Source organism: Streptomyces sp. NBC_00887, from assembly GCF_045207585.1.
The window spans coordinates 8,593,407-8,617,233 of the sequence record NZ_CP108788.1; the positions used below are offsets into that span (position 1 = coordinate 8,593,407).

General features: G+C 70.2%; 22 protein-coding genes, 1 tRNA gene and 1 pseudogene. 20 read left to right on the forward strand and 4 right to left on the reverse strand.

All coding sequences use genetic code 11. From position 1 onward, the window contains the following. Positions 1–30: 30 nt before the first annotated feature. Positions 31–477, forward strand: a complete 447-nt coding sequence (locus OG844_RS39265) for an SRPBCC family protein (protein WP_406388676.1) — start codon at positions 31–33, stop codon at positions 475–477. A 39-nt stretch (positions 478–516) separates the two neighbouring features. Further along, positions 517–588 (forward strand) — tRNA-Val (locus tag OG844_RS39270). Between the two features lie 60 nt (positions 589–648). Here OG844_RS39270 and OG844_RS39275 read toward each other — a convergent pair. Then, entirely contained in the window at positions 649–1,374 is a 726-nt protein-coding gene (locus OG844_RS39275; protein WP_406388675.1) for a 3'-5' exonuclease, read from the reverse strand. 196 nt (positions 1,375–1,570) lie between these two features. Between OG844_RS39275 and OG844_RS39280 the strand changes: the two genes are divergently transcribed. The 3 genes from OG844_RS39280 (at position 1,571) to thrS (ending at position 5,488) form a co-directional block, all read left to right on the forward strand. Beyond that, positions 1,571–2,170: a DUF4365 domain-containing protein gene (locus OG844_RS39280; protein WP_351180506.1), complete on the forward strand. Its 600-nt coding sequence runs from the start codon at positions 1,571–1,573 to the stop codon at positions 2,168–2,170. Then, entirely contained in the window at positions 2,170–3,402 is a 1,233-nt protein-coding gene (locus OG844_RS39285; protein WP_406388673.1) for a hypothetical protein, read from the forward strand. Before OG844_RS39280 ends, OG844_RS39285 begins: the two co-directional genes overlap by 1 nt. Positions 3,403–3,511: 109 nt before the next feature. Then, a complete protein-coding gene (gene thrS, locus OG844_RS39290; RefSeq protein WP_351180501.1) occupies positions 3,512–5,488 on the forward strand; it encodes a threonine--tRNA ligase in 1,977 nt (658 codons plus the stop codon). Between the two features lie 28 nt (positions 5,489–5,516). Here thrS and OG844_RS39295 read toward each other — a convergent pair whose 3' ends face one another. Next, positions 5,517–6,194, reverse strand: a complete 678-nt coding sequence (locus tag OG844_RS39295; RefSeq protein WP_406388672.1) for a potassium channel family protein — start codon at positions 6,192–6,194, stop codon at positions 5,517–5,519. Positions 6,195–6,260: 66 nt separating this feature from the next. On the opposite strand from OG844_RS39295, the gene OG844_RS39300 reads away from it, so the two are divergent. Further along, positions 6,261–6,833, forward strand: coding sequence for an HIT domain-containing protein (locus OG844_RS39300; RefSeq protein ID WP_329212899.1), 573 nt, complete (start codon positions 6,261–6,263; stop codon positions 6,831–6,833). Positions 6,834–6,899: 66 nt separating this feature from the next. Here the strand turns inward: OG844_RS39300 and OG844_RS39305 are convergent, their stop codons facing one another. Next, positions 6,900–8,570: a hypothetical protein gene (locus OG844_RS39305; protein ID WP_406388671.1), complete on the reverse strand. Its 1,671-nt coding sequence runs from the start codon at positions 8,568–8,570 to the stop codon at positions 6,900–6,902. A 157-nt stretch (positions 8,571–8,727) separates the two neighbouring features. Then, a pseudogene (locus OG844_RS39310) lies at positions 8,728–10,952 on the reverse strand (elongation factor G-like protein EF-G2). Positions 10,953–11,219: 267 nt separating this feature from the next. Here OG844_RS39310 and pgsA point away from each other — a divergent pair. From pgsA to OG844_RS39380, 14 genes are all read left to right on the forward strand, one after another. Beyond that, positions 11,220–11,891, forward strand: a complete 672-nt coding sequence (gene pgsA / locus OG844_RS39315; protein ID WP_406388667.1) for a phosphatidylinositol phosphate synthase — start codon at positions 11,220–11,222, stop codon at positions 11,889–11,891. Further along, positions 11,888–12,811, forward strand: a complete 924-nt coding sequence (locus OG844_RS39320; RefSeq protein ID WP_406388665.1) for a phosphatidylinositol mannoside acyltransferase — start codon at positions 11,888–11,890, stop codon at positions 12,809–12,811. Before pgsA ends, OG844_RS39320 begins: the two co-directional genes overlap by 4 nt. After that, positions 12,808–13,968, forward strand: a complete 1,161-nt coding sequence (locus OG844_RS39325) for a glycosyltransferase family 4 protein (RefSeq protein ID WP_406388664.1) — start codon at positions 12,808–12,810, stop codon at positions 13,966–13,968. Before OG844_RS39320 ends, OG844_RS39325 begins: the two co-directional genes overlap by 4 nt. A 72-nt stretch (positions 13,969–14,040) precedes the next feature. Then, positions 14,041–14,586 carry a hypothetical protein gene (locus OG844_RS39330; protein WP_329212905.1) on the forward strand — a complete coding sequence of 182 codons (546 nt, stop codon included), beginning with the start codon at positions 14,041–14,043 and terminating at the stop codon, positions 14,584–14,586. A gap of 117 nt (positions 14,587–14,703) precedes the next feature. After that, positions 14,704–15,624, forward strand: a complete 921-nt coding sequence (pdxS, locus tag OG844_RS39335) for a pyridoxal 5'-phosphate synthase lyase subunit PdxS (protein ID WP_406388663.1) — start codon at positions 14,704–14,706, stop codon at positions 15,622–15,624. A 7-nt stretch (positions 15,625–15,631) separates the two neighbouring features. Further along, complete coding sequence (gene pdxT, locus OG844_RS39340; RefSeq protein ID WP_406388662.1) at positions 15,632–16,225, forward strand: pyridoxal 5'-phosphate synthase glutaminase subunit PdxT; 594 nt, start codon at positions 15,632–15,634, stop codon at positions 16,223–16,225. Positions 16,226–16,286: 61 nt separating this feature from the next. After that, on the forward strand, positions 16,287–17,039 hold the full coding sequence (locus tag OG844_RS39345; protein ID WP_266929230.1) for a YebC/PmpR family DNA-binding transcriptional regulator: 753 nt from the start codon (positions 16,287–16,289) through the stop codon (positions 17,037–17,039). A gap of 132 nt (positions 17,040–17,171) precedes the next feature. Further along, the gene (gene ruvC, locus OG844_RS39350) at positions 17,172–17,705 is read left to right on the forward strand and encodes a crossover junction endodeoxyribonuclease RuvC (protein ID WP_406388660.1); all 534 of its coding nucleotides are present in this window, start codon (positions 17,172–17,174) and stop codon (positions 17,703–17,705) included. Next, entirely contained in the window at positions 17,702–18,328 is a 627-nt protein-coding gene (ruvA, locus tag OG844_RS39355; RefSeq protein ID WP_329212910.1) for a Holliday junction branch migration protein RuvA, read from the forward strand. Before ruvC ends, ruvA begins: the two co-directional genes overlap by 4 nt. Before the next feature lie 77 nt (positions 18,329–18,405). After that, the gene (gene ruvB, locus OG844_RS39360) at positions 18,406–19,488 is read left to right on the forward strand and encodes a Holliday junction branch migration DNA helicase RuvB (RefSeq protein ID WP_351180896.1); all 1,083 of its coding nucleotides are present in this window, start codon (positions 18,406–18,408) and stop codon (positions 19,486–19,488) included. Between the two features lie 166 nt (positions 19,489–19,654). After that, positions 19,655–20,131 (forward strand): preprotein translocase subunit YajC, encoded by a 477-nt coding sequence (gene yajC / locus OG844_RS39365; protein ID WP_406388657.1) that lies wholly within the window; start codon positions 19,655–19,657, stop codon positions 20,129–20,131. Between the two features lie 147 nt (positions 20,132–20,278). Next, entirely contained in the window at positions 20,279–22,036 is a 1,758-nt protein-coding gene (secD, locus tag OG844_RS39370; RefSeq protein ID WP_406388655.1) for a protein translocase subunit SecD, read from the forward strand. Between the two features lies 1 nt (position 22,037). Then, positions 22,038–23,156, forward strand: coding sequence for a protein translocase subunit SecF (gene secF, locus OG844_RS39375; protein WP_406388653.1), 1,119 nt, complete (start codon positions 22,038–22,040; stop codon positions 23,154–23,156). Further along, on the forward strand, positions 23,153–23,704 hold the full coding sequence (locus tag OG844_RS39380; protein WP_406388651.1) for an adenine phosphoribosyltransferase: 552 nt from the start codon (positions 23,153–23,155) through the stop codon (positions 23,702–23,704). Before secF ends, OG844_RS39380 begins: the two co-directional genes overlap by 4 nt. Positions 23,705–23,827: the final 123 nt, after the last annotated feature.

Genomic DNA, 23,827 nt, shown 5'->3' on the forward strand with positions numbered 1-23,827 from the left:
GAGTAGGTCCGGCACGCGCAGACTGGACCCATGGACTGGAACCACTACCGCTTCACCAGCGTCTGGGACCTGCCCGCCGCTCCCGACACCGTGTACGTGGCCCTGGAAGGCGCCGAGGACTACCCCCGGTGGTGGCCGCAGGTCCGCGAGGTCACGCCCGTCGACGACACCTCCGCCACGACGCGCTTCCGCTCCTTCCTCCCGTACGACCTGGTCGTGACCGTCAGGCAGAGCCGCCGCGAGCCCGCGTCCCGGATCCTCCAGGCCGCCATGACCGGTGATCTCGAGGGCTGGGTCCGCTGGACCGTCACCGCGCACGACGGCGGGAGCCGGGTGCTCTACGAGCAGGAGACCGTCGTCCGCAGGAGGCTGCTGCGCCGCCTCGCCGTGCCCGGACGCCTCGTCTTCCGCGCCAATCACACGCTGATGATGCGCGCCGGACGCCGCGGGCTGGCGGCATGGCTGCAAGGAGTTTGAACGTAGCCCGCCGGGCCCTGTATGGTTCAACCCGTTCCCGGGCGATTAGCTCAGTGGGAGAGCGCTTCGTTCACACCGAAGAGGTCACTGGTTCGAAACCAGTATCGCCCACCCGGGAAAAGCCGGTCCGTCAGCACCATCGACGGACCGGCTTTCGCGTACCGGCCCGGATCAGGCCGCCGCCGGCAGCTCCGGACGCAGCGGCCACGCCGGATCCACAGCCTCCGCCTCGCCGTTCTTCTCGAACCACGCCTGCAGACCGCGCGCCTGCGCCGCGTGCCACACCGCCTGCAGCGAATGCAGCTCCGCCGGCGACAGCCGCTCCAGCCGGGCGGAGAACCGCCGCCCCACCGCGCGCACCAGCTCCAGCGACGCCGCCGCGTCGGCCGCCGCGTCATGCGCCCCGTCCAGCACCACCCCGTACAGCTCGCACAGATCCGTCAGCGTGCGGCGGCCCTTGCGGTAGCGGTCCAGGTGTTTGTCCAGGACACGTGGGTCCAGCACGCACAGGGGCGTGTTCTGCAGATACGCGCCCAGCGACGACGCCCGGTGCCGCTTCAGCTCCCGGTCCAGCAGCGTCAGGTCGAACGGCGCGTTCATCACGACGAGCGGCCGGCCCGTCGCGCACTGCTCGGCCAGCGCCCTCGCTATCTCCTCGACGACCGGTGCGGGCCACCGGCCGTTGCGCTGCAGGTGGTCGTCGGTCAGACCGTGGATCTCGGTGGCCCCGACGGGTACCGGTATCCCCGGATTGACCAGCCAGCGGGTGACGCGAAGGCGTCCGCCCGCGGTGTCCTGGACGACGAGAGCGGCCGAAACGATCCGGTCCTCCTCGACGTTCACGCCTGTTGTCTCCGTGTCAAAAGCGGCCAGCGGCCCTTCGAACCAGTGCATCATCCCCGAACTCCTCGCCCCTGCGCGGCAGATGACGGGATTCCTCTGCCCGATTCGGTGATACCCGGGCCCTTTGCCTGATACGCCGTTTGCGGGCCGTCTCCTGCGGTGACAACACAGGAGACGGGAAAGGAAGTTGGCCGTCCCGTCAGCGGAGACCGGGCAACCGGTCGGCACAGCCCGGAAGGCACACGGAGCCATGGCGCTCGCGCAGCCGAACCCAGGGGGTCCCGCCCGCGCCGAGGACTACGGGGGAGGACCGCCGCCGCAGCGGATGGCACCACCACTGCGCGGCACACTCGCCACCACCGCCTGCATGGAGACCCTCCAGGTGGGCTACTTGCACGCGGTAGCGGCCGCGGCGGGGTGTTCCCTGTCGCAGCCCTTTCCCGACAACGGCATCGACTGGCACGTCAGCCACGGCGCCCCCGACCACACCGTCGACGACGAAGTGACCATCAAGGTGCAGCTCAAGTGCACCTACCAGATTCCCCCGCACCCACCTGGCGCGGCGTTCTCCTTCACGCTCGACAACGCCCACCTCGTGAAGCTCGCACGGACACCCGTGTCGGTGCACAAGATCCTCGTCGTGATGATCGTGCCCCGCAGCCAGGACGACTGGCTGCGGGCCGGGCACGACCGTCTCGACCTGCGGCACTGCTGCTACTGGACCAACCTGGCCGGCCACGCGGTGACGGGCCGGCACAGGACCACTGTGCGGATCCCGACCTCGCGGATCTTCGACGACCGAGCACTCTGCGAGATCATGGCCCGGGTCGGGGCGGGAGGGAGACCCTGATGCACCGGTCGATGGACGAGCCCGCCGGCGGGACGACGCCGGCGGGCACACGCGCGCACCCGTACGCCGAGGACGTGGACCAGGGGCCCGACCCCGCCCTCGTCGACCCGGCCGTACTCGGCACGCTCCTGCGCCGGCACGGATGGCGCCGTCGCGGGGGAGCCGCCGGGCGCTACAGCCGGTGGACCCCGCCCGGTTCCGCCGCGGGCACCAGCCTGCTCGTGCCCGACACCGCCGCCTACCCCGACAGTGAGGACCTGCTCGCCGAAGCCCTCACCGCGCTCGCCCGCAGCGCCGCGCCGTCGGCACGTGACGTCCTGGTCTCCCTCGCCGTGCCGAGCGACGAGATCCGCTGGTGGCGCGATGTCCCCGAGGAGACCGCCGGGGCCGCGGGCTGGACGGAGGCCGAACAACTGCGTACGGCCGCCCGGCAGATCCTGCTCGCCGGAGCACTCGCCGTACGCGGCCTCGCCGGCTACCACGGCGCACGCCACCGCGGGAAGGCGCGGGCGGCCCTGGACGGCACCCTCGTCGGACCCGCGCCGGGCGGCCGTCGGCTCACGGTCTTCGTCCCCGTCGCCTCCGGGAGGGCCGTGGCCGTACAGCTCTACCAGGCGCTGCACGCCACCAGGGAGGCCGTCGACTACCAGCGCGCCACCGGGGGCATGGAAGCGTTCGACAGCGCCGTCGCGGCCGGGGTCAGCAGGGAGCTGACCGAGGCGGTCGTCGCTCTGGTCCGCGGATCGGAAGGCACCAGGATCACGCTGGACTGGGCACCCGCCGCCGGAACGCCCGAAGGCTGCCCCGCACGGCCCGAGCCCGTCGAGTTCTCCCCGGGGGACCTGCCCGCCCTGCGCCTGGCAGGGGTGCGCTACCTCCAGGACGAGCCGGCCGTCCCGGTACGGATCACCGGGGCCGTCGTGCGGCTGCGCCGCTCCGGGCCGCGCGGCCCGGGCATCGTGCGGCTGCGGGTGCTCGCCGGGGCCGAGGTCGCGCACGTCCGGATCGAACTCGACGAGGAGGCGTACCGGATCGCCGGCCACGCCCACCTCGTCGGCCTGCCGCTGCGGGTCGAGGGCCGACTGGAGAACCGCGGCGGCTTCCGGCGGCTCACCGGAGCCTCGCAGGTCGCGCCCGTCCAGGTGGACGAGGCGGAGCGGGACCGGCTGATGAAGTCGCTCCAGGAGAACGTCGACTTCTTCGAGGAGGCGTGCACGGGGGACGAGGGATAGCCCCCGGGGTACCCCCGCGGTATCCCTTTCGCGTCCGGGGCCTCCGGCTCGGTACGATTCCTCTTGCGCGCAGAGGAATGCGACGCACCCCCTCAGTCAGGAGAGACCGGTGTCAGACGTCCGTGTGATCATCCAACGCGATTCCGAGCGGGAAGAGCACGTGGTGACGACGGGAACGACGGCCGGCGAGCTCTTCCCCGGACAGCGCACCGTCGTCGCCGCACGGGTCGAGGGGGAGCTGCGGGACCTCGCGTACGAGCTCAAGGACGGCGAAGTCGTCGAGCCCGTCGAGATCTCCTCCGAGGACGGCCTCAACATCTTGCGGCACTCCACCGCGCACGTGATGGCCCAGGCCGTGCAGGAGCTGCACCCCGACGCCAAGCTGGGCATCGGCCCGCCGGTCAAGGACGGCTTCTACTACGACTTCGACGTCGAGAAGCCGTTCACGCCCGAGGACCTCAAGGCCATCGAGAAGAAGATGCAGGAGATCCAGAAGCGGGGGCAGAGGTTCTCCCGCCGGGTGGTCACCGACGAGGCCGCCCGTGAGGAGCTCGCCGACGAGCCGTACAAGCTGGAGCTCATCGGCATCAAGGGCTCGGCCTCCTCGGACGACGGCGCGGACGTCGAGGTGGGCGGCGGCGAGCTGACCATCTACGACAACTTCGACGCCAAGACCGGCGAGCTGTGCTGGAAGGACCTCTGCCGCGGTCCCCACCTGCCCACCACCCGGTTCATCCCGGCGTTCAAGCTGATGCGGAACGCCGCGGCGTACTGGCGGGGCAGCGAGAAGAACCCCATGCTGCAGCGCATCTACGGCACCGCGTGGCCCACCAAGGACGAGCTCAAGGCGCACCTGGAGTTCCTGGAGGAGGCCGCCAAGCGCGACCACCGCAAGCTCGGCAACGAGCTGGACCTCTTCTCCTTCCCCGACGAGATCGGCCCCGGCCTCGCCGTCTTCCACCCCAAGGGCGGCGTCATCCGCCGGGCCATGGAGGACTACTCGCGGCGCCGCCACGAGGAGGAGGGCTACGAGTTCGTCTACAGCCCCCACGCGACCAAGGGCAAGCTCTTCGAGAAGTCGGGTCACCTGGACTGGTACGCCGACGGCATGTACCCGCCCATGCAGCTCGACGACGGGGTGGACTACTACCTCAAGCCGATGAACTGCCCGATGCACAACCTGATCTTCGACGCGCGAGGCCGTTCCTACCGCGAACTTCCGCTGCGGCTCTTCGAGTTCGGCACGGTGTACCGGTACGAGAAGTCGGGTGTCGTCCACGGGCTGACCCGCTCGCGCGGCTTCACCCAGGACGACGCGCACATCTACTGCACCAAGGAGCAGATGGCGGAGGAGCTCGACCGGACGCTCACCTTCGTCCTGAACCTCCTGCGCGACTACGGGCTGACCGACTTCTACCTGGAGCTCTCCACCAAGGACCCGGAGAAGTTCGTCGGCTCCGACGAGGTCTGGGAAGAGGCCACCGAGACGCTGCGCCAGGTCGCCGAGAAGCAGGGCCTGCCCCTCGTCCCCGACCCGGGCGGCGCCGCGTTCTACGGCCCGAAGATCTCGGTGCAGTGCAAGGACGCCATCGGCCGTACCTGGCAGATGTCGACCGTGCAGCTCGACTTCAACCTGCCGGAGCGCTTCGACCTGGAGTACACCGGCCCGGACGGCACCAAGCAGCGCCCGGTCATGATCCACCGCGCGCTGTTCGGCTCCATCGAGCGCTTCTTCGCGGTGCTGCTCGAGCACTACGCGGGTGCGTTCCCGGTATGGCTGGCCCCGGTCCAGGCGGTCGGCATCCCGATCGGTGACACCCACATCCCGTACCTCCAGGAGTTCGCCGCCGAGGCACGGAAGAAGGGCCTGCGGGTCGAGGTGGACGCTTCTTCGGACCGCATGCAGAAGAAGATCCGCAACCACCAGCGCGCCAAGGTGCCGTTCATGATCATCGTCGGTGACGAGGACATGAACGCGGGCACGGTGTCCTTCCGCTACCGCGACGGTTCGCAGGAGAACGGCATCGCCCGCGACGAAGCGATCGCCAAGCTCGTCGACGTGGTGGAGCGACGCGTCCAGGTGTGATCCTGCCTGAGGAGAGGCCCCCGGTGAGCTACGCGCTCCCCGAGGGCCTCTTCTCGTCCTCCCGGGCGAACACCTGCAGCAGCCACGACGAGAACGAGCCCGTCACCGCCCCCAGCAGGGCCAGCCCGCAGACCATCAGTCCCGTCGCGACGACCCGGCCGCCGAACGTGATCGGCACGGCGTCCCCGTACCCCACCGTCGTGAGCGTCGCGCACGCCCACCACACCGCGTCGCCGAACGTACGGATGCTGGCGTCCGGGGCCGTGTGCTCCAGGTGGTACACGGCGAGCGACGCCGAGAAGCCGAGCAGCACGGTCGTGAGCCCCGCGTAGGCGATCACACGGGCGTACAGGCTCAGCCGCGGCTCGTCCCGGCGCTTCTGGACCGCCGTGTAGATCTGGACCACACGCAGGGGGCGCAGCAGGGGCAGCGCGAGTACCACGGTGTCCAGCACGTGGGTGCGTACGAAGTGCCGGCCCAGGCCGCTGAGGCGGAGCCGTACGCCGTAGTCCACCGCGAAGAGCAGCCAGGTGGCGGCGACCAGGGCGAGGGCGATGTCGGGCCACGGTTCACTGTCGTGGGGGGCCAGGACGCGTACCGCGTAGCCGGTGAGGAAGACCAGCGCCGCGACGAAGAGCGGGACCTCCGTGCGCTGCTCCCATTCCGTGAGCCGGACGGGTACGGAAGAGTCGGAAGGGGCGCTCATGGCCCCAGCATCGCGGTGCGCTGCCCGGCCGGGCCCCGGCGACACGCTCCGCCGGGGTGAAGCAATATGCTGACCGGCATGACGAGTGAGCCGGAGCAGCAGATCGGAGTGGGGACGCCCGACGCGTTCCAGCGCCTGTGGACGCCCCACCGGATGGCCTACATCCAGGGTGAGAACAAGCCGAACGGTCCGGGGGCCGAGGACGGCTGTCCGTTCTGCGTCATTCCCTCCAAGTCGGACGAGGACGGGCTCGTCGTCGCGCGCGGCGAGAAGGTCTACGCCGTGCTCAATCTGTACCCGTACAACGGCGGGCACCTGATGGTCGTGCCGTACCGGCACGTCGCGGACTACACGGAGCTGGACGGTCCGGAGACGGCCGAACTCGCCGACTTCACCAAGCGGGCGATGGTCGCGCTGCGGGCGGCATCCGGAGCACACGGGTTCAACATCGGGATGAACCAGGGTGCGGAGGCCGGGGCGGGAATCGCCGCGCACCTGCACCAGCACGTGGTGCCGCGCTGGGGCGGGGACACCAACTTCATGCCGGTCGTCGCCCACACGAAGGTGCTGCCCCAGCTGCTCGGGGACACCCGGGCGATGCTGGCCGGTGTGTGGCCGGCCGAGCAGCCCTCCGGCTGAGTTCTCCCCGCATCGCACGCGTGGGCGCCCGCGGCCGGGTGGCCGGGGGCGCCCACGGTCGTGCCGTCACGCGTCGTAGACGTCGGCCTTCCGCGGTGCCGGGTCCTGGACGAGACCGCTGAGGATCATGGATCGGTTGTCGAAGCGTTCGGTGTCGACGCCGTTCTCCTTCAGGACCCGCATGGCGGCGGAGTGCACGGATCGCAGGACGGGGGTGGCCGCCCGCATGGCGTCGTCGGCCATGAAGCGGTGGCCCCACGGCTTGGCGGCCCAGGCGTGGCGCAGGCCGAAGGGCTCGGGCAGGACGATCTTGCCTCCGAGGTAGTCGAGCAGCGGCGGGTACCAGGTGAACGGGGCACGCAGCGCGAGCCTGACGACTTCCTTCGCCTTGACGAGGGGGAGCGTGACCTTGCGGGTCTCCCAGAACTTGACGGCCTTCTTCACCGTCTTCGTCTTGGCCTCCGGCTTGGAGAGGAAGAGGGAGTGGACCGGCCCAAGGGCGTGTCCGGTGACCTCGATCCGCAGGGTCTCGTGGAGCACGGTGACGGTGATCAGCATGGTGATCACCAACTGGCCGTCCCAGAGGGTGAACTGGACGCCCAGGTAGTGCCGGTCCCCGCTGCCGAACTGCTGGTGGTTGCAGATCCGCTGTATCTCGTGCGGCTTGACCTGGAAGGTGGCGACGTCCTCGCCCGCGGGGCGCGAGACGGAGTCGGCGTTCTCACCGACGGGCGACACGATCCAGTGCTTGACGGAGGGAGTGGGGAAGCCTCCGGTGTTCAGCGGGCCGCGCTCCAGCATCTTGAGCTGGTCGTGGATGACCCTTATCAGGTCCCAGCTGCGGAACTGGTGGATCTCCTTGGCGGGGTCCTTGGGTACGAGCTCCTCGGCGAGCTGCCAGCTGCCCCAGCGGGTGCCCATGCCGAGGATGCCCTTGGGGCCGGCGTAGAAGACCGCGTTGGACTGCTGTTCGGCGGAGAGCTTCTCCAGGCCCTGGCGCAGGGCTTCGCGGGCCGTCTCGTTGGGGTTCTTCGGTACGGCCTCGGGGATCTTGGCCCTGACGCCGGTGCCGGAGAGGAGCCCCTCCCAGCGGTCGCGCATGTCCTTGGCGGACGTCTCCGCGATCCGCTTGGCGAGCAACCAGCCGATGACCGGGGCGACGACCATGGCGCGGAGATAGAGGGCCAGGAGTCCGGTGACCGGCATGGCGACCAGGAAGATGATGGCGATGACGCCGACGGCGACGAGCAGGACGCCGCCCAGGGACTGGAAGACCTTGTCCTTGGAGTTGTTGAGGGAGTCACGTAGCCGGAAGGCCAGGACCCACAGGATCAGTCCGGGCAGGAACGCGAAGCCGAAGAGAGCCGTCACCAGGGTCAGCCGGGTGTCGCGCGCCTTGCGCAGCCGGGTGGCGGACAGGCAGTGCTCGACGACGGTCTGCGGGTCGGTGCCGAACGACTGGATGAGTGCCTTGCGGTCGCCCCCGAGCGTGCGTTCCTGGACGGCGCGGGAGAACGCCTCACCGAGATTCGGCTTGAAGTAGTCGGACTTGAAGAGCTTGGAGTCGCCCGGCTTCACCTCGGACTTGTGCCACTCGCTGTTGGCCTTGAGGATCTCCGACACATCGCTGTCGCGGTATGCGGCGGAGGCGAGGGCGTTGGTCGCCACCGCCTGTCCGGCCGAGCCCTGGACAGGGATCTGCGCGCCGGGAGAGAAATCGAATCCGTTGCTGGCCACTCTGCCGCCCCCACTTGACGCCTGGTCTGCTCCTGCGGCTTTCCCAACTACCGTACGTCGCACACCTTCTGAGCTGGGACCACAGCGTATCGTCCGGATCGCGACGCCGCCCGGCTGTGGGGGCCGGGGCGGGTTGGCAGGTGTCAATTCCGGTCAGCTAGGTGACGTCTGTGCCGTTTTCCTGCTCTTTGCGGATGCGGTCGGCGAGTTGGGGTGGCATGGCCTCGTGCCGGGCGTACGCCCGGTCGAATCGTCCGGTGCCGTGCGACAGGGAGCGTAGATCGACCGCGTACCTGCCGATCTCGATCTCGGGCACCTCGGCGCGTACGAGGGTCTGCTCCCCGGCCGCCTGCTCGGTGCCGACCACCCTGCCGCGCCGGCCGGCGAGATCGCTCATGACGGCCCCCACGTAGTCGTCGGGGACCAGCACCCGGACCTCGGCGACCGGTTCGAGGAGCTGGATGCGGGTGTCGGTGGCCGCCTCACGCAGTGCCAGGGCGCCGGCGGTCTGGAAAGCGGCGTCGGACGAGTCGACCGAGTGCGACTTCCCGTCGAGCAGGGTGATGCGGACGTCGACGAGCGGGTGCCCCGCCGCGACGCCGCGGGCCGCCTGGGCGCGCACGCCCTTCTCGACGGACGGGATGAACTGGCGCGGCACCGCGCCGCCCACCACCTTGTCGACGAACTCGATGCCCGTACCGGGAGGCAGCGGCTCCACCTCGATCTCGCAGATGGCGTACTGGCCGTGGCCGCCCGACTGCTTGACGTGGCGGCCCCGCCCGACGGTCCGTGACGCGAACGTCTCCCGCAGGGGCACCCGGTGGGCCACGGCGTCGACCTGCACGCCGTACCTGCTGCGCAGCCGCTCCAGCGCGACGTCCGCCTGGGCCTCTCCCATGCACCACAGGACGACCTGGTGGGTGTCCTGGTTCTGCTCCAGGCGCAGGGTGGGATCCTCGGCGACGAGCCGGGCCAGGCCCTGGGAGAGCTTGTCCTCGTCGGCCTTGCTGTGCGCGCGCACCGCCAGGGGCAGCAGCGGGTCCGGCATGGTCCACGGCTCCATCAGCAGCGGATCCCCGGTGCCGGAGAGCGTGTCCCCGGTCTCGGCACCGCCCAGCTTGGAGACGGACGCGAGGTCTCCGGCGATGCAGTGGTCCAGGGGGCGCTGCTGCTTGCCGAAAGGGGAGGAGAGCGCGCCCACCCGTACGTCCGCGTCGTGGCAGGGGCGCGGCTCGTGCCCCGGGTCGGTGAGGCCGTGGCCGCACACGTGCACCGTGTCGTCGGGGCGCAGGGTGCCGGAGAAGACGCGCACGAGGGAGACGCGTCCGACGTAGGGGTCGGACGCCGTCTTCACCACCTCGGCGACCAGGGGCCCCTGCGGGTCGCATACCGGGGCGGGCCGCGGGGCGCCCTCGGGAGTGGTGACGGCGGGGAGGGTCCGTTCGAGGGGGAGGGGAAGCCGCCGGTGATCAGGTCCAGGAGCTCGACCGTGCCGATCCCCTGACGCGCGCCGTCGACGGCCGGGGCCGCGGTGAGGACGGGGTGGAAGGCGCCGCGTGCGACGGCGCGTTCCAGGTCGTCGACGAGCGTCTTGGTGTCGATGTCGCCGCCGGCGAGGTAGTGGTCCATCAAGGTCTCGTCCTCGCTCTCGGCGATGATCCCTTCGATGAGCCGGTTGCGTGCCGCCAGGAGCGGTGCCCGCTCGTCGCCCGCGGGCGGGTTCTCCTTCCGCTCCCCGGAGGAGTAGTCGAAGATCCGCTGCGTGAGCAGTCCGGTGAGGCCCGTCAACGGCGCGTGCCCGTCAGGGGCCTCGGGGCCCTGCACCGGCAGATAGAGGGGAAGCACGGCGTCGGGGTCCTCGCCGCCGAAGAGCCGGCCGCAGACCCGGGTCATCTCGTCGAAGGAGGTGCGGGCGGTGTCCAGGTGCGTGACGACGATCGCGCGCGGCATCCCGACGGCGGCGCACTCCTCCCAGACCGCACGGGTGGTGCCCGCGACCGCGTCGGCCTCCTGGGCCGCCGAGACGACGAACAGGGCCGCGTCCGCAGCGCGCAGACCGGCCCTGAGTTCCCCGACGAAATCCGCGTAGCCGGGGGTGTCCAGCAGATTGATCTTGTAGCCGCCCCATTCGACGGGGACCAGCGAGAGCTGTACGGAACGTTGTCGGCGTTGCTCGATCTCGTCGTAGTCGGAGACGGTCCCGCCGTCCTCGACCCGGCCGGCCCGGTTGACCGCTCCCGCCGTGAGCGCGAGAGCCTCGACCAGAGTGGTCTTGCCGGAGCCGCTGTGGCCGACCAGTACCACGTTCCGTACGGAAGCGGGCCGGTCGGCCGTCGCTGCTCTGCCGGCGGCCCCGGTGTGTGTATGCGTCCTGTCGCCCATGATGCGTTCCTCCCGATCGGTGGGGCTGTGAGGCCCTGGGGAGTGGGGGTCACGGGCAGGAGGAGCCGACGCGGCTCCGGCAGCGCCCGCGTCATTCGAGCTTTCCACTCGCGCCGGGCCGCGTCCATATGTCGCACCCCGACGCCGGTGAGTTCCGGGTGACCCACCGGGACGGGGTGCCCCGCCGTGGGACGGCACGGCTCGTGACTACGATGGGCCAGCCGGTGGCCGAAGTGGCCGCACGGCCCACCGAACCTCGGGAAGGCCATGCTGAACAAGTACGCGCGTGCATTTTTTACGCGTGTCCTCACACCGTTCGCCGCTCTGCTGCTCCGCCTCGGGGTCAGCCCCGACGCGGTCACTCTCGTCGGCACGGCCGGAGTGATGGCAGGTGCGCTGGTCTTCTTCCCGATGGGGGAGTTCTTCTGGGGCACGATCGTGATCACGGCCTTCGTGTTCTCGGATCTCGTCGACGGCAACATGGCGCGGCAGGCCGGGATCTCCAGCCGGTGGGGCGCGTTCCTGGACTCGACGCTCGACCGGGTCGCGGACGGGGCGATCTTCGCCGGGTTCGCCCTCTGGTACGCGGGCAGCGGCGACGACAACGTGCTGTGTGCGGTCGCGATCTTCTGCCTGGCCAGCGGCCAGGTGGTCTCGTACACCAAGGCCCGCGGTGAGTCGATCGGCCTGCCGGTCGCGGTCAACGGGCTGGTGGAACGCGCCGAACGGCTGGTGATCTCGCTGGTCGCCGCCGGACTGGCCGGCCTGCACGGGTTCGGCGTGCCCGGGATCCAGATCCTGCTGCCGATCGCGCTGTGGATCGTTGCCGTGGGCAGCCTGGTGACCCTGGTCCAGCGGGTGGTGACCGTGCGCCGGGAGTCGGCCGAGGCCGACGCCGCGGGCGGGACCGCGGAACAGGGGAGCGAGGCCGCGCAGTGAGCGGCACCGGATCCGATCTCAGGGGACGGCTCACCGACGGGCTCTACGGGCTCGGCTGGGGCGCGGTCAAGAAGCTGCCCGAACCGGCCGCCCGTGCGCTCTTCCGCACCATCGCCGACCACGCCTGGAAGCGGCGGGGCAAGTCGGTGCTGCGGCTGGAGTCGAACCTGGCCAGGGTGGTTCCCGACGCGGACGCCGCCCGTCTCGCCGAGCTGTCGAAGGCCGGCATGCGCTCCTACATGCGCTACTGGATGGAGTCCTTCCGGCTGCCGACCTGGAGTCCGCAGCGGATCAGGGACAGCATCAACGTCCGGGACGTCCACCGGCTCACCGAAGGCATGGACGCCGGGAACGGGGTCATCATCGCGCTGCCGCACCTGGGGAACTGGGACCTGGCGGGCGCATGGGTCACCACCGACCTGAAGGTGCCGTTCACGACGGTCGCCGAGCGGCTGAAGCCGGAGACCCTGTACGACCGGTTCGTGGCCTACCGCCGGGGCCTGGGCATGGAGGTCCTGCCGCACAACGGAGGGGCCGCCTTCGGGACCCTGGCCAGGCGGCTGCGGTCCGGCGGCCTGATCTGCCTGGTCGCCGACCGCGACCTGTCGGCGTCCGGTGTCGAGGTGAACTTCTTCGGCGACACCGCGCGGATGCCCGCAGGACCCGCGCTGCTGGCCCAGCAGACCGGCGCGCTGCTGCTGCCCGTCACGCTCTGGTACGACGGCACGTCCGTCATGCAGGCGCAGATCCATCCGGCCGTGGGCGCACCCGGGACAGGTACCCGCGCCGAGAACACGTCCTCCATGACACAGGCGCTGGCCGATGCCTTCGCCACCGGGATCGCCGAGCATCCGGAGGACTGGCACATGCTGCAGCGGCTCTGGATCTCCGATCTGGACCCCCAGGGGGAAACTCCGTGAAGATCGGCATCGTCTGCCCGTACTCCTGGGACGTCCCCGGTGGGGTGCAGTTCCACATCCGGGACCTCGCCGAGCACCTGATCCGCCTCGGCCATCACGTCTCGGTGCTGGCGCCCGCGGACGACGAGACGCCGCTGCCGCCGTACGTGGTGTCCGCGGGCCGTGCCGTGCCCGTCCCGTACAACGGCTCGGTGGCCCGGTTGAACTTCGGGTTCCTGTCCGCCGCGCGGGTGCGCCGCTGGCTGCACGACGGCACCTTCGACGTCATCCACATCCACGAGCCCACCTCGCCCTCGCTCGGGCTGCTCGCCTGCTGGGCGGCGCAGGGGCCGATCGTCGCCACGTTCCACACGTCCAACCCCCGCTCCCGGGCCATGATCGCCGCGTACCCGATCCTCCAGCCGGCGCTGGAGAAGATCAGCGCGCGGATCGCGGTGAGCGAGTACGCGCGACGCACCCTGGTCGAGCACCTCGGCGGGGACGCGGTGGTCATCCCCAACGGCGTGGACGTCGGCTTCTTCGCCGGTGCCGAACCGAAGGCCGAGTGGCAGGGCGGCACGCTCGGCTTCATAGGGCGCATCGACGAACCGCGCAAGGGGCTGCCCGTCCTGATGAAGGCGCTCCCCGCGATCCTCGCCGCCCGCCCGGAGACGCGCCTGCTGGTCGCGGGCCGCGGTGACGAGGAGGAGGCGGTCGCCTCACTGCCGAAGGAGATGCGCGAGCGCGTCGAGTTCCTCGGCATGGTGAGCGACGAGGACAAGGCGCGGCTGCTGTGCAGTGTCGATGTGTACGTGGCGCCGAACACCGGCGGCGAGAGCTTCGGCATCATCCTGGTCGAGGCCCTGTCGGCGGGAGCACCCGTGCTCGCCAGCGACCTCGACGCGTTCGCGCAGGTGCTCGACCAGGGGGCCGCGGGCGACCTCTTCGCCAACGAGGACGCCGACGCGCTCGCCGCGGCCGCGATCCGCCTGCTGGGCGACCCGGAGCGACGGGCCGGTCTGAGGGAGCGGGGCAGCGCGCACGTGCGCCGCTTCGACTGGGAGACGGTCGGCGCGGACATCCTCGCCGTGTACGAGACGGTCACGGACGGGGCCGCATCGGTGGACACCGACGAACGCACGGGCCTGCGCGCACGGTTCGGGCTGGCCAGGGACTGACGCCGGGCTCACGGGCCGATACGGCGCACCGGCGGCCCGGGGGCGCACCCGGCGACGGTAGCCTTGCCGCCCGTGATCGAAACCTTCATCTGGATTGCCGTCGCGCTCCTCGCGATCGGCCTGTACCTCAGCTGGACCGCCGGCCGGCTCGACCGGCTCCACGCCCGTATCGACGCTTCCCGGGCGGCCTTGGACGCCCAGTTGTTGCGCCGTGCCTCGGTCACCCAGGAACTGGCCACCGCCGGGGTGCTGGATCCCGCGGCGTCGATCGTGCTGTACGAGGCGGCGCACGCCGCACGGCAGGCCGAGGAGGAGCAGCGCGAGGTCTCCGAGAGTGAGCTGAGCACCGCGCTGCGGGCCGTGTTCGGCGAGACGGCGCAGGTCGAGGCCCTCAAGGAGTTCCCCGGCGGACAGGACGCGGCGAAGGAACTGGCCGCCGCCGTGCGCCGGGTCCCGATGGCCCGGCGCTTCCACAACGACTCGGTGCGTGCCGCCCGCGCGCTGCGCAGGCACCGGACCGTACGACTGTTCCGGCTCGCCGGACACGCCCCGTTCCCGCTCGCCTTCGAGATGGACGACGAGCCACCGGTCGCGCTGGCGGACCGGCCCGGCAGCTGAGGCGGCGCACAAAACGATCCACGGGGTGTCCATTGGCCCTTGCTGTGGACTGGTCCCGGAGCGTTTGCTCGTGCCTGCAGTCTCCCGTTCCTTTTTCACCCCCAGTGAGGTCGATCCGTGTCCACGCTTCCCAGCACCCCGCAGTCCACCGAGTCCCCGGCCACCGGCACCGCCCGCGTCAAGCGCGGCATGGCCGAGCAGCTCAAGGGCGGCGTGATCATGGACGTCGTCGACGCCGAGCAGGCGAAGATCGCCGAGGACGCGGGCGCCGTGGCGGTCATGGCCCTGGAGCGGGTTCCGGCCGACATCCGCAAGGACGGCGGCGTGGCCCGGATGTCCGACCCCAACATGATCGAAGAGATCATCGAGGCCGTCTCCATCCCCGTCATGGCCAAGTCCCGCATCGGCCACTTCGTCGAGGCCCAGGTCCTGCAGTCCCTCGGCGTCGACTACATCGACGAGTCCGAGGTCCTCACCCCGGCCGACGAGGTCAACCACAGCGACAAGTTCGCCTTCACCACTCCCTTCGTCTGCGGTGCCACCAACCTGGGCGAGGCCCTGCGCCGCATCGCCGAGGGTGCCGCGATGATCCGCTCGAAGGGCGAGGCCGGCACCGGCAACGTCGTCGAGGCGGTCCGGCACCTGCGCCAGATCAAGAACGAGATCGCCCGCCTGCGCGGCTTCGACAACAACGAGCTGTACGCCGCCGCCAAGGACCTCCGTGCCCCGTACGAGCTGGTCAAGGAGGTCGCCGAGCTCGGCAAGCTGCCCGTCGTCCTGTTCTCCGCCGGTGGTGTCGCCACCCCCGCGGACGCGGCCCTGATGCGTCAGCTCGGTGCCGAGGGCGTCTTCGTCGGCTCCGGCATCTTCAAGTCCGGCGACCCCGCCAAGCGCGCCGCCGCCATCGTGAAGGCCACCACCTTCTACGACGACCCGAAGGTCATCGCGGACGCCTCCCGCAACCTGGGCGAGGCCATGGTCGGCATCAACTGCGACACGCTGCCCGAGGCCGAGCGCTACGCCAACCGCGGCTGGTAACCCACTGATGACCGACAACCCTGTCATCGGAGTCCTGGCTCTCCAGGGCGACGTACGGGAACATCTGATCGCCCTGGCCTCGGCGGACGCCGTGGCCAGGCCGGTCCGGCGTCCCGAGGAGCTCGCCGAGGTCGACGGGCTCGTCATACCCGGTGGCGAGTCCACCACGATGTCCAAGCTGGCCGTCCTGTTCGGCATGCTGGAACCGCTGCGCGAGCGGGTCGCCGCCGGAATGCCCGTCTACGGCACCTGCGCCGGGATGATCCTGCTCGCCGACAAGATCCTGGACCCCCGCTCGGGCCAGGAGACGGTCGGCGGTATCGACATGATCGTGCGCCGTAACGCTTTCGGGCGGCAGAACGAGTCGTTCGAAGCCGCCGTCGAGGTGGACGGGATCGCGGACGGTCCGGTCGAGGGCGTGTTCATCCGCGCGCCCTGGGTCGAGTCGGTCGGGGCGGAGGCAGAAGTCATCGCGGAACACGGCGGGCATATTGTCGCCGTACGGCAGGGAAACGCCCTGGCTACGTCATTCCACCCCGAACTGACCGGGGACCACCGGGTCCACGCACTCTTCGTCGACATGGTGCGCGCAGTGTGCTGACTCGATCCCGGTAGGATCTCTCGGGTTCGTTCAGATTTTGGTGACGCGAAGGAGAAGGCAGATGTCCGGCCACTCTAAATGGGCTACGACGAAGCACAAGAAGGCCGTGATCGATGCCAAGCGCGGCAAGCTCTTCGCGAAGCTGATCAAGAACATCGAGGTTGCGGCCCGTTCCGGCGGCGTGGACCCCGAAGGCAACCCGACGCTCGTCGACGCCATCCAGAAGGCGAAGAAGAGCTCCGTCCCGAACAAGAACATCGACTCCGCGGTCAAGCGCGGCGGCGGTCTCGAAGCGGGCGGCGCGGACTACGAGACGATCATGTACGAGGGCTACGGCCCCAACGGTGTCGCGGTGCTCATCGAGTGCCTCACCGACAACCGCAACCGCGCGGCGTCCGACGTACGTGTCGCGATGACCCGCAACGGCGGCTCGATGGCCGACCCCGGCTCCGTCTCGTACCTGTTCAACCGCAAGGGCGTCGTCATCGTCCCGAAGGGCGAGCTGTCCGAGGACGACGTCCTGGGCGCCGTGCTCGACGCGGGCGCCGAGGAGGTCAACGACCTCGGTGAGACCTTCGAGGTCGTCAGCGAGGCCACCGACATGGTCGCGGTCCGCACCGCGCTCCAGGAGGCGGGAATCGACTACGACTCCGCCGAGGCCAACTTCCTGCCCACCATGCAGGTCGACCTCGACGAAGAGGGCGCGCGCAAGATCTTCAAGCTCATCGACGCGCTCGAGGACAGCGACGACGTGCAGAACGTCTTCGCCAACTTCGACGTCTCCGACGAGGTCATGGAGAAGGTCGACGCCTGACATCCGGGCACCCTCCGCACGAGCGGAGCCGACGGGCCGACGGGGACACACCCCGTCGGCCCGTCGCATTGTCGGTGCGAGCCGATAGCCTGCGGGAACAGTTGACCGATCGGTGAGGGGAGGGGGCGCTCCATGCGTGTTCTGGGCGTGGACCCGGGGCTGACCCGGTGCGGTGTCGGAGTCGTCGAGGGTGTGGCGGGCCGGCCGCTGACGATGGTCGGCGTCGGCGTCGTACGCACGCCGGCCGATGCCGAGCTCGGACATCGACTGGTCGCCATCGAGCAGGGCATCGAGCAGTGGCTCGACGAGCACCGGCCCGAATTCGTCGCTGTGGAGCGGGTGTTCAGCCAGCACAACGTCCGTACGGTGATGGGCACGGCCCAGGCCAGCGCGGTCGCCATGCTCTGCGCCTCCCGCCGGGGCATCCCGGTCGCCCTGCACACCCCCAGTGAGGTCAAGGCGGCCGTCACCGGCTCGGGCCGCGCCGACAAGGCGCAGGTCGGAGCCATGGTGACGCGGCTGCTGCGGCTCGACGCACCGCCCAGGCCCGCCGACGCCGCCGACGCACTCGCCCTCGCCATCTGCCACATCTGGCGCGCCCCCGCGCAGAACCGACTGGAGCAGGCCGTCGCCGCCCACCGCACGCTGAAAGGCCGTACCGCATGATCGCCTTCGTCTCCGGCCCGGTGGCCGCCCTCGCCCCGACCACGGCCGTGATCGAGGTCGGCGGCATCGGCATGGCCGTCCACTGCGCCCCCGGCACACTCGCGGGCCTGCGGATCGGCCAGGAGGCGAGGCTCGCCACCTCCCTCGTCGTACGGGAGGACTCGCTCACGCTGTACGGCTTCGCCGACGACGACGAGCGGCAGGTCTTCGAGCTCCTCCAGACCGCCAACGGCGTCGGCCCGCGTCTCGCCCAGGCGATGCTCGCCACCCACAGCCCGGACGCCCTGCGCATCGCCGTCGCCACCGGTGACGAGAAGGCGCTCACCGCCGTCTCCGGGATCGGCAAGAAGGGCGCCCAGAAGCTCCTCCTGGACCTCAAGGACCGGCTCGGCGAGCCGGTCGGGGCGCACATCGGGCAGCAGGGCATCGGCACCGCGGTCAGCTCCTCCTGGCGCGACCAGCTGCAGGCCGCCCTGATCGGCCTCGGCTACGCGACGCGCGAGGCCGACGAGGCCGTGACCGCCGTGGCCCCGCAGGCCGAGGCCGCGATCGCCGGCGGCGCACAGCCGCCCGTACCGCAGCTGCTGCGCGCGGCCCTGCAGACACTCAACCGCGCACGCTGACCCGGGGGCCGACGCCCCGTACGCCGGCCGGAGCATCGCACGACCGGCACCGAAACACCCGAGGCGGGACTGACGAGATGAACTGGGACGAGACCGGAACCGACACCGGCGCGACGGACGACCTGCTGGACGACCGGCTGGTCGCCGCCGGTGCGGACGGGGAGGACACCGCGGTCGAGGCCGCGCTGCGCCCCAAGGACCTCGACGAGTTCGTCGGCCAGGAGAAGGTACGGGAACAGCTCGACCTGGTACTCAAGGCCGCGCGCGCCCGTGGCGCCACGGCCGATCACGTCCTGCTCTCCGGTGCCCCGGGCCTCGGCAAGACCACTCTCTCCCTGATCATCGCCGCCGAGATGAACGCCCCGATCCGCATCACCTCCGGCCCCGCCATCCAGCACGCGGGCGACCTCGCGGCGATCCTCTCCTCCCTCCAGGAGGGCGAGGTCCTCTTCCTCGACGAGATCCACCGCATGTCGCGGCCCGCCGAGGAAATGCTCTACATGGCCATGGAGGACTTCCGCGTCGACGTCATCGTCGGCAAGGGCCCCGGTGCCACGGCCATCCCGCTGGAACTGCCCCCCTTCACGCTGGTCGGGGCCACCACCAGGGCCGGACTGCTGCCGCCCCCGCTGCGCGACCGATTCGGCTTCACCGGCCACATGGAGTTCTACGCCCCCACGGAGCTGGAGCGGGTCATCCACCGCTCCGCGGGCCTCCTCGACGTGGCCATAGACACCGAGGGCGCGGCCGAGATCGCCGGACGCTCCCGGGGCACGCCCCGTATCGCCAACCGGCTGCTGCGCCGCGTCCGGGACTACGCGCAGGTCAAGGCCGAGGGCCGGATCGACCGGGACATCGCCGCAGCGGCCCTGCGGGTGTACGAGGTCGACGACCGGGGCCTGGACCGGCTGGACCGCGCGGTGCTCGGCGCCCTGCTGAAACTCTTCGGCGGCGGCCCCGTCGGCCTGTCCACCCTCGCCGTGGCGGTGGGGGAGGAGCGTGAGACCGTCGAGGAGGTCGCCGAGCCCTTCCTCGTACGGGAAGGACTGCTCGCCAGGACCCCCCGAGGACGGGTGGCCACCCCAGCGGCCTGGGCTCACCTCGGCCTCGTACCGCCGCAGCAAGGCGTTAAGGGACAACAGGGCCTGTTCGGGGCGTGATGCGTCACAGGGTTGGCCACCAGGGGAACCACGGTGCCATGCTGGGCGTTGTTCCAATGATGCGGACTCGCTTAGACTCCGCCGATGCCGCCCGTACAGGTCGGTGTACCCACCCCCGTAGATCAGGCCGCATTTCAGCGCGGTCGTGCGAAGGAAGTTCCGTCCCGTGAGTCTCGTGACCCTCCTCCCCTTCATCGTGCTCATCGGGGCCATGTTCCTGATGACCCGGTCCGCCAAGAAGAAGCAGCAGGCGGCTGCGCAGATGCGCAACGACATGCAGCCCGGCACGGGCGTCCGGACGATCGGGGGCATGTACGCCACCGTCAAGGAAATCCAGGACGACACGGTTCTCCTCGAGGTCGCGCCCGGCGTCCACGCCATCTACGCCAAGAACTCGATCGGTGCCGTCCTGGACGACGCGGAGTACAACCGCATCGTCCACGGTGACGACGAGGACCTGAAGGTCGACGGCGCGGTCGTGCCCGACGACGCCTCCTCGCTGACCGCCACCGAGACCGCCGAGGCGGACGCGGACGACGCGAAGATCGACCTGGGCAAGAAGGCCGAGGGCGACGCCGACGGGTCCAAGGACTCCGAGGTCAAGGACGCCAAGGCCGACGGCGAGGGCGACGCGAAGAAGTAGTTCCACGATCCAGGGACGCCGGACACCTACAGGTGACCGGTGTCCCCCGGACCGTGCGGTCTTCTGCGGGGGCGGGTCCCCACAACACTTCGTGGCCGCTCGGGCGCGTACCCGGCGCGGGGCGGTTGGACAGGGAGAAACGAGAAGGTGGCAGCACCGAAGAAGGGCCGAGGGCCGGCCGGCGGTCAGAGCAGGCCGGGGCGTGCCCTGGCTTTTATTCTGATCGCCATGGTCGCGCTCGCCGGCGGGATGTTCTGGTCCGGTCACACCACGCCCAGGCTTGGCATCGACCTGGCGGGCGGCACGTCGATCACGCTCAAGGCGAAGAGCCAGCCCGGCAAGCCTGACGCGATCAACGAGACCAACATGAACACCGCGGTCAGCATCATCGAGCGCCGTGTCAATGGTCTGGGTGTCTCCGAGGCCGAGGTCCAGACCCAGGGCAAGTCGAACATCATCGTCAACATCCCCAAGGGCACGAATTCGAAGCAGGCCCGGGATCAGGTCGGTACGACTGCCCAGCTCTACTTCCGTCCCGTGCTCACCGTCGCAGGCGGCGAACCGACGCCCACCGGGTCCGCGAGCCCTTCCGCGAACGGTTCCGGCAAGCCGAGTGCCACGCCCAGTGCGAAGGCGAGCGACCCGGAGACCGCTTCCGACTCGAAGGCCACGCCTTCGGCGAGCGCCACCACCCAGGGCCGTGCGGTCACCGGCGCCCTGAAGAAGGACGCGACGCCGACCCCCAGTGCCTCGGACGGTGCGAAGACCTCCGAGCCCCCTGCAGCGACGCCGGCGCCCGACCCGGCGACCGCCGCGCTGGAGAAGAAGTTCACCGCGCTGGACTGCACCGACCCGGAGGCCCGGGTGGCCGCCGGTGTCGGAGTCAAGCCCGAGGACCCCGCGGTCGCGTGCAGCTCCGAAGGTGACGCGAAATACCTCCTCGGCCCGGCCGAGGTCTCCGGTACCGACGTCGACGACGCCAAGGCCCAGTTCGACCAGCAGCGCGGCATCTGGCTCGTCTCGATGGAGTTCACCGACAAGGGCTCCAAGAAGTTCCAGACGATCACGAAGAAGCTGTCGGCGCAGCAGTCCCCGATGAACCAGTTCGCGATCTCCCTCGACGGCGAGGTCGTCTCCGCACCGCAGGTGAACGAGACCCTCAGCGGCAGCGCCGAGATCTCCGGCAGCTTCACCCAGCAGTCCGCCGAGGACCTGGCCAACGTGCTCTCCTACGGTGCGCTTCCGTTGTCCTTCAGCGAGGACACGGTCACCACGGTCACCGCAGCCCTCGGTGGCGAGCAGCTGGAGGCCGGTCTGATCGCCGGCGCCATCGGCCTGGCCCTGGTCATCATCTACCTGGTGGCCTACTACCGCGGTCTGGCGCTCATCGCGCTCCTCAGCCTCGCGGCGTCCGGCATCCTGACCTACACGATCATGGCTCTGCTCGGCCCGGCCATCGGCTTCGCGCTGAACCTGCCCGCAGTCTGTGGCGCCATCGTGGCGATCGGTATCACGGCGGACTCGTTCATCGTGTACTTCGAACGCGTCCGTGACGAGATCCGCGAAGGCCGCACGCTGCGTCCCGCGATCGAGAGGGCCTGGCCCCGTGCCCGGCGCACGATCCTGGTCTCCGACTTCGTGTCGTTCCTCGCCGCCGCGGTGCTCTTCCTGGTCACCGTCGGGAAGGTTCAGGGCTTCGCGTTCACGCTCGGCCTGACGACCGTGCTCGACGTCGTCGTGGTGTTCCTCTTCACGAAGCCCCTCATGACTCTGATGGGCCGTACGAAGTTCTTCTCCAGCGGTCACCCCTGGTCCGGGCTGGATCCGAAGCGGCTCGGTGCCAAGCCGCCGCTGCGCCGCTCGCGCCGTGTCCACGCCCCCACCGACCACCCGAAGGAGGCGTGAGATGTCGCGACTCGGCAATCTCGGCGCCCGGCTCTACCGTGGCGAGGTCGGTTACGACTTCATCGGCAAGCGCAAGATCTGGTACGGCGTCTCGATCCTGATCACGATCACGGCCATCCTCGGCCTGGCGGTCAGCGGTCTGAACATGGGCATCGAGTTCAAGGGCGGCGCGGTCTTCACGACCGACACCAAGGCCAAGGTCTCGGTCTCCCAGGCCCACGAGGACGCGGTGGCGGCCTCCGGCCACGAGGCGATCGTCCAGGAACTCGGCGACGGCGGGCTCCGGATCCAGATCACCGAGGTCGACACGGCGCAGGCCGACCGGATCAAGACCCAGCTCTCGGAGGACCTCGGCATCCCGGAGTCCAAGATCAACGCGGATCTGGTCGGTCCCAGCTGGGGTGAGCAGATCGCCAACAAGGCCTGGACCGGCCTCGGCATCTTCATGGTCCTCGTGGTGATCTATCTCGCGATCGCCTTCGAGTGGCGCATGGCCATCGCGGCCCTCGTCGCGTTGATCCATGACATCACCATCACGGTCGGTGTCTACGCCCTGGTCGGCTTCGAGGTCACCCCGGGCACCGTGATCGGTCTGCTGACGATCCTCGGTTACTCCCTCTACGACACCGTCGTCGTCTTCGACAGTCTCAAGGAGGGCCAGAAGGGGATCACGAAGCAGACCCGCTGGACGTACAGCGAGGTCGCCAACCGCTCCATCAACGGCACGCTGGTGCGCTCCATCAACACCACCGTCGTCGCTCTGCTGCCGGTCGCCGGCCTGCTCTTCATCGGTGGCGGTGTCCTCGGCGCAGGCATGCTGAACGACATCTCGCTGTCGCTCTTCGTCGGCCTCGCGGCCGGTGCGTACTCCTCGATCTTCATCGCCACACCTCTGGTCGCCGACCTCAAGGAACGCGAACCGCAGATGAAGGCGCTGAAGAAGCGGATCCTCGCCAAGCGGGCTGCCGCAGCCGCCAAGGGCGAGTCCGCGGAGGACGAGCGGGACGACCGCGCGCAGGAGGAGGACGGCTTCCCCGAGGACGCCGCAGCCGCCGGCGCCGTCGTCGGACAGCGCCAGCAGCCAAGGGGCCACGGGCGGACTCCGGGGAAGCGTCGATGACCAGCACCACCGACTCGACCCGGGAGCTCCTGCTCAGCCGGATCCGCGACGTACCGGACTATCCGAAGCCCGGAGTGGTGTTCAAGGACATCACCCCGCTGCTCGCGGACCCGGTCGCCTTCACGGCGCTCACCGACTCCCTCGTGGACCTGTGCGTACGGCACGGGGCCACCAAGGTCGTCGGCCTCGAGGCGCGCGGTTTCATCCTGGCGGCGCCCGTCGCCGTCAAGTCCGGCCTCGGCTTCGTACCCGTCCGCAAGGCCGGGAAGCTGCCCGGTGCCACGCTCGGGCAGGCGTACGAGCTGGAGTACGGCACGGCGGAGATCGAGATCCACGCCGAGGACCTGTCGGCCGACGACCGGATCATGGTCATCGACGACGTCCTGGCCACCGGCGGCACCGCCGAGGCCTCGCTGGAGCTGATCCGGCGGGCCGGCGCCCAGGTCGCGGGTGTGGCGGTCCTCATGGAGCTCGGCTTCCTCGCCGGCCGTGCACGTCTGGAGGGGGCCCTCCGCGGCGCCCCGCTGGAGGCGCTGATCACGCTCTGAGCGGCGCTGCGCAGCCGTAGTGGCAGCAGCCGGTCACACAGGACGGGCACTCGGGACATCCGGGTGCCCGTCCTGTGTGGTGACGGGTTCCCACGGTCCCCGGGCGAGGACCGGCCCGGGGAT

Excerpts from the sequence above, each read along its gene's own strand:
- OG844_RS39265 (WP_406388676.1), top strand. The coding sequence starts at position 31 with ATGGACTGGAACCACTACCGCTTCACCAGCGTCTGGGACCTGCCCGCC.
- OG844_RS39275 (WP_406388675.1), bottom strand. The coding sequence starts at position 1,374 with ATGATGCACTGGTTCGAAGGGCCGCTGGCCGCTTTTGACACGGAGACA.
- OG844_RS39280 (WP_351180506.1), top strand. The coding sequence starts at position 1,571 with ATGGCGCTCGCGCAGCCGAACCCAGGGGGTCCCGCCCGCGCCGAGGAC.
- OG844_RS39285 (WP_406388673.1), top strand. The coding sequence starts at position 2,170 with ATGCACCGGTCGATGGACGAGCCCGCCGGCGGGACGACGCCGGCGGGC.
- OG844_RS39295 (WP_406388672.1), bottom strand. The coding sequence starts at position 6,194 with ATGAGCGCCCCTTCCGACTCTTCCGTACCCGTCCGGCTCACGGAATGG.
- OG844_RS39300 (WP_329212899.1), top strand. The coding sequence starts at position 6,261 with ATGCTGACCGGCATGACGAGTGAGCCGGAGCAGCAGATCGGAGTGGGG.
- pgsA (WP_406388667.1), top strand. The coding sequence starts at position 11,220 with ATGCTGAACAAGTACGCGCGTGCATTTTTTACGCGTGTCCTCACACCG.
- pdxT (WP_406388662.1), top strand. The coding sequence starts at position 15,632 with ATGACCGACAACCCTGTCATCGGAGTCCTGGCTCTCCAGGGCGACGTA.
- OG844_RS39345 (WP_266929230.1), top strand. The coding sequence starts at position 16,287 with ATGTCCGGCCACTCTAAATGGGCTACGACGAAGCACAAGAAGGCCGTG.
- ruvC (WP_406388660.1), top strand. The coding sequence starts at position 17,172 with ATGCGTGTTCTGGGCGTGGACCCGGGGCTGACCCGGTGCGGTGTCGGA.
- ruvA (WP_329212910.1), top strand. The coding sequence starts at position 17,702 with ATGATCGCCTTCGTCTCCGGCCCGGTGGCCGCCCTCGCCCCGACCACG.
- ruvB (WP_351180896.1), top strand. The coding sequence starts at position 18,406 with ATGAACTGGGACGAGACCGGAACCGACACCGGCGCGACGGACGACCTG.
- secF (WP_406388653.1), top strand. The coding sequence starts at position 22,038 with ATGTCGCGACTCGGCAATCTCGGCGCCCGGCTCTACCGTGGCGAGGTC.
- OG844_RS39380 (WP_406388651.1), top strand. The coding sequence starts at position 23,153 with ATGACCAGCACCACCGACTCGACCCGGGAGCTCCTGCTCAGCCGGATC.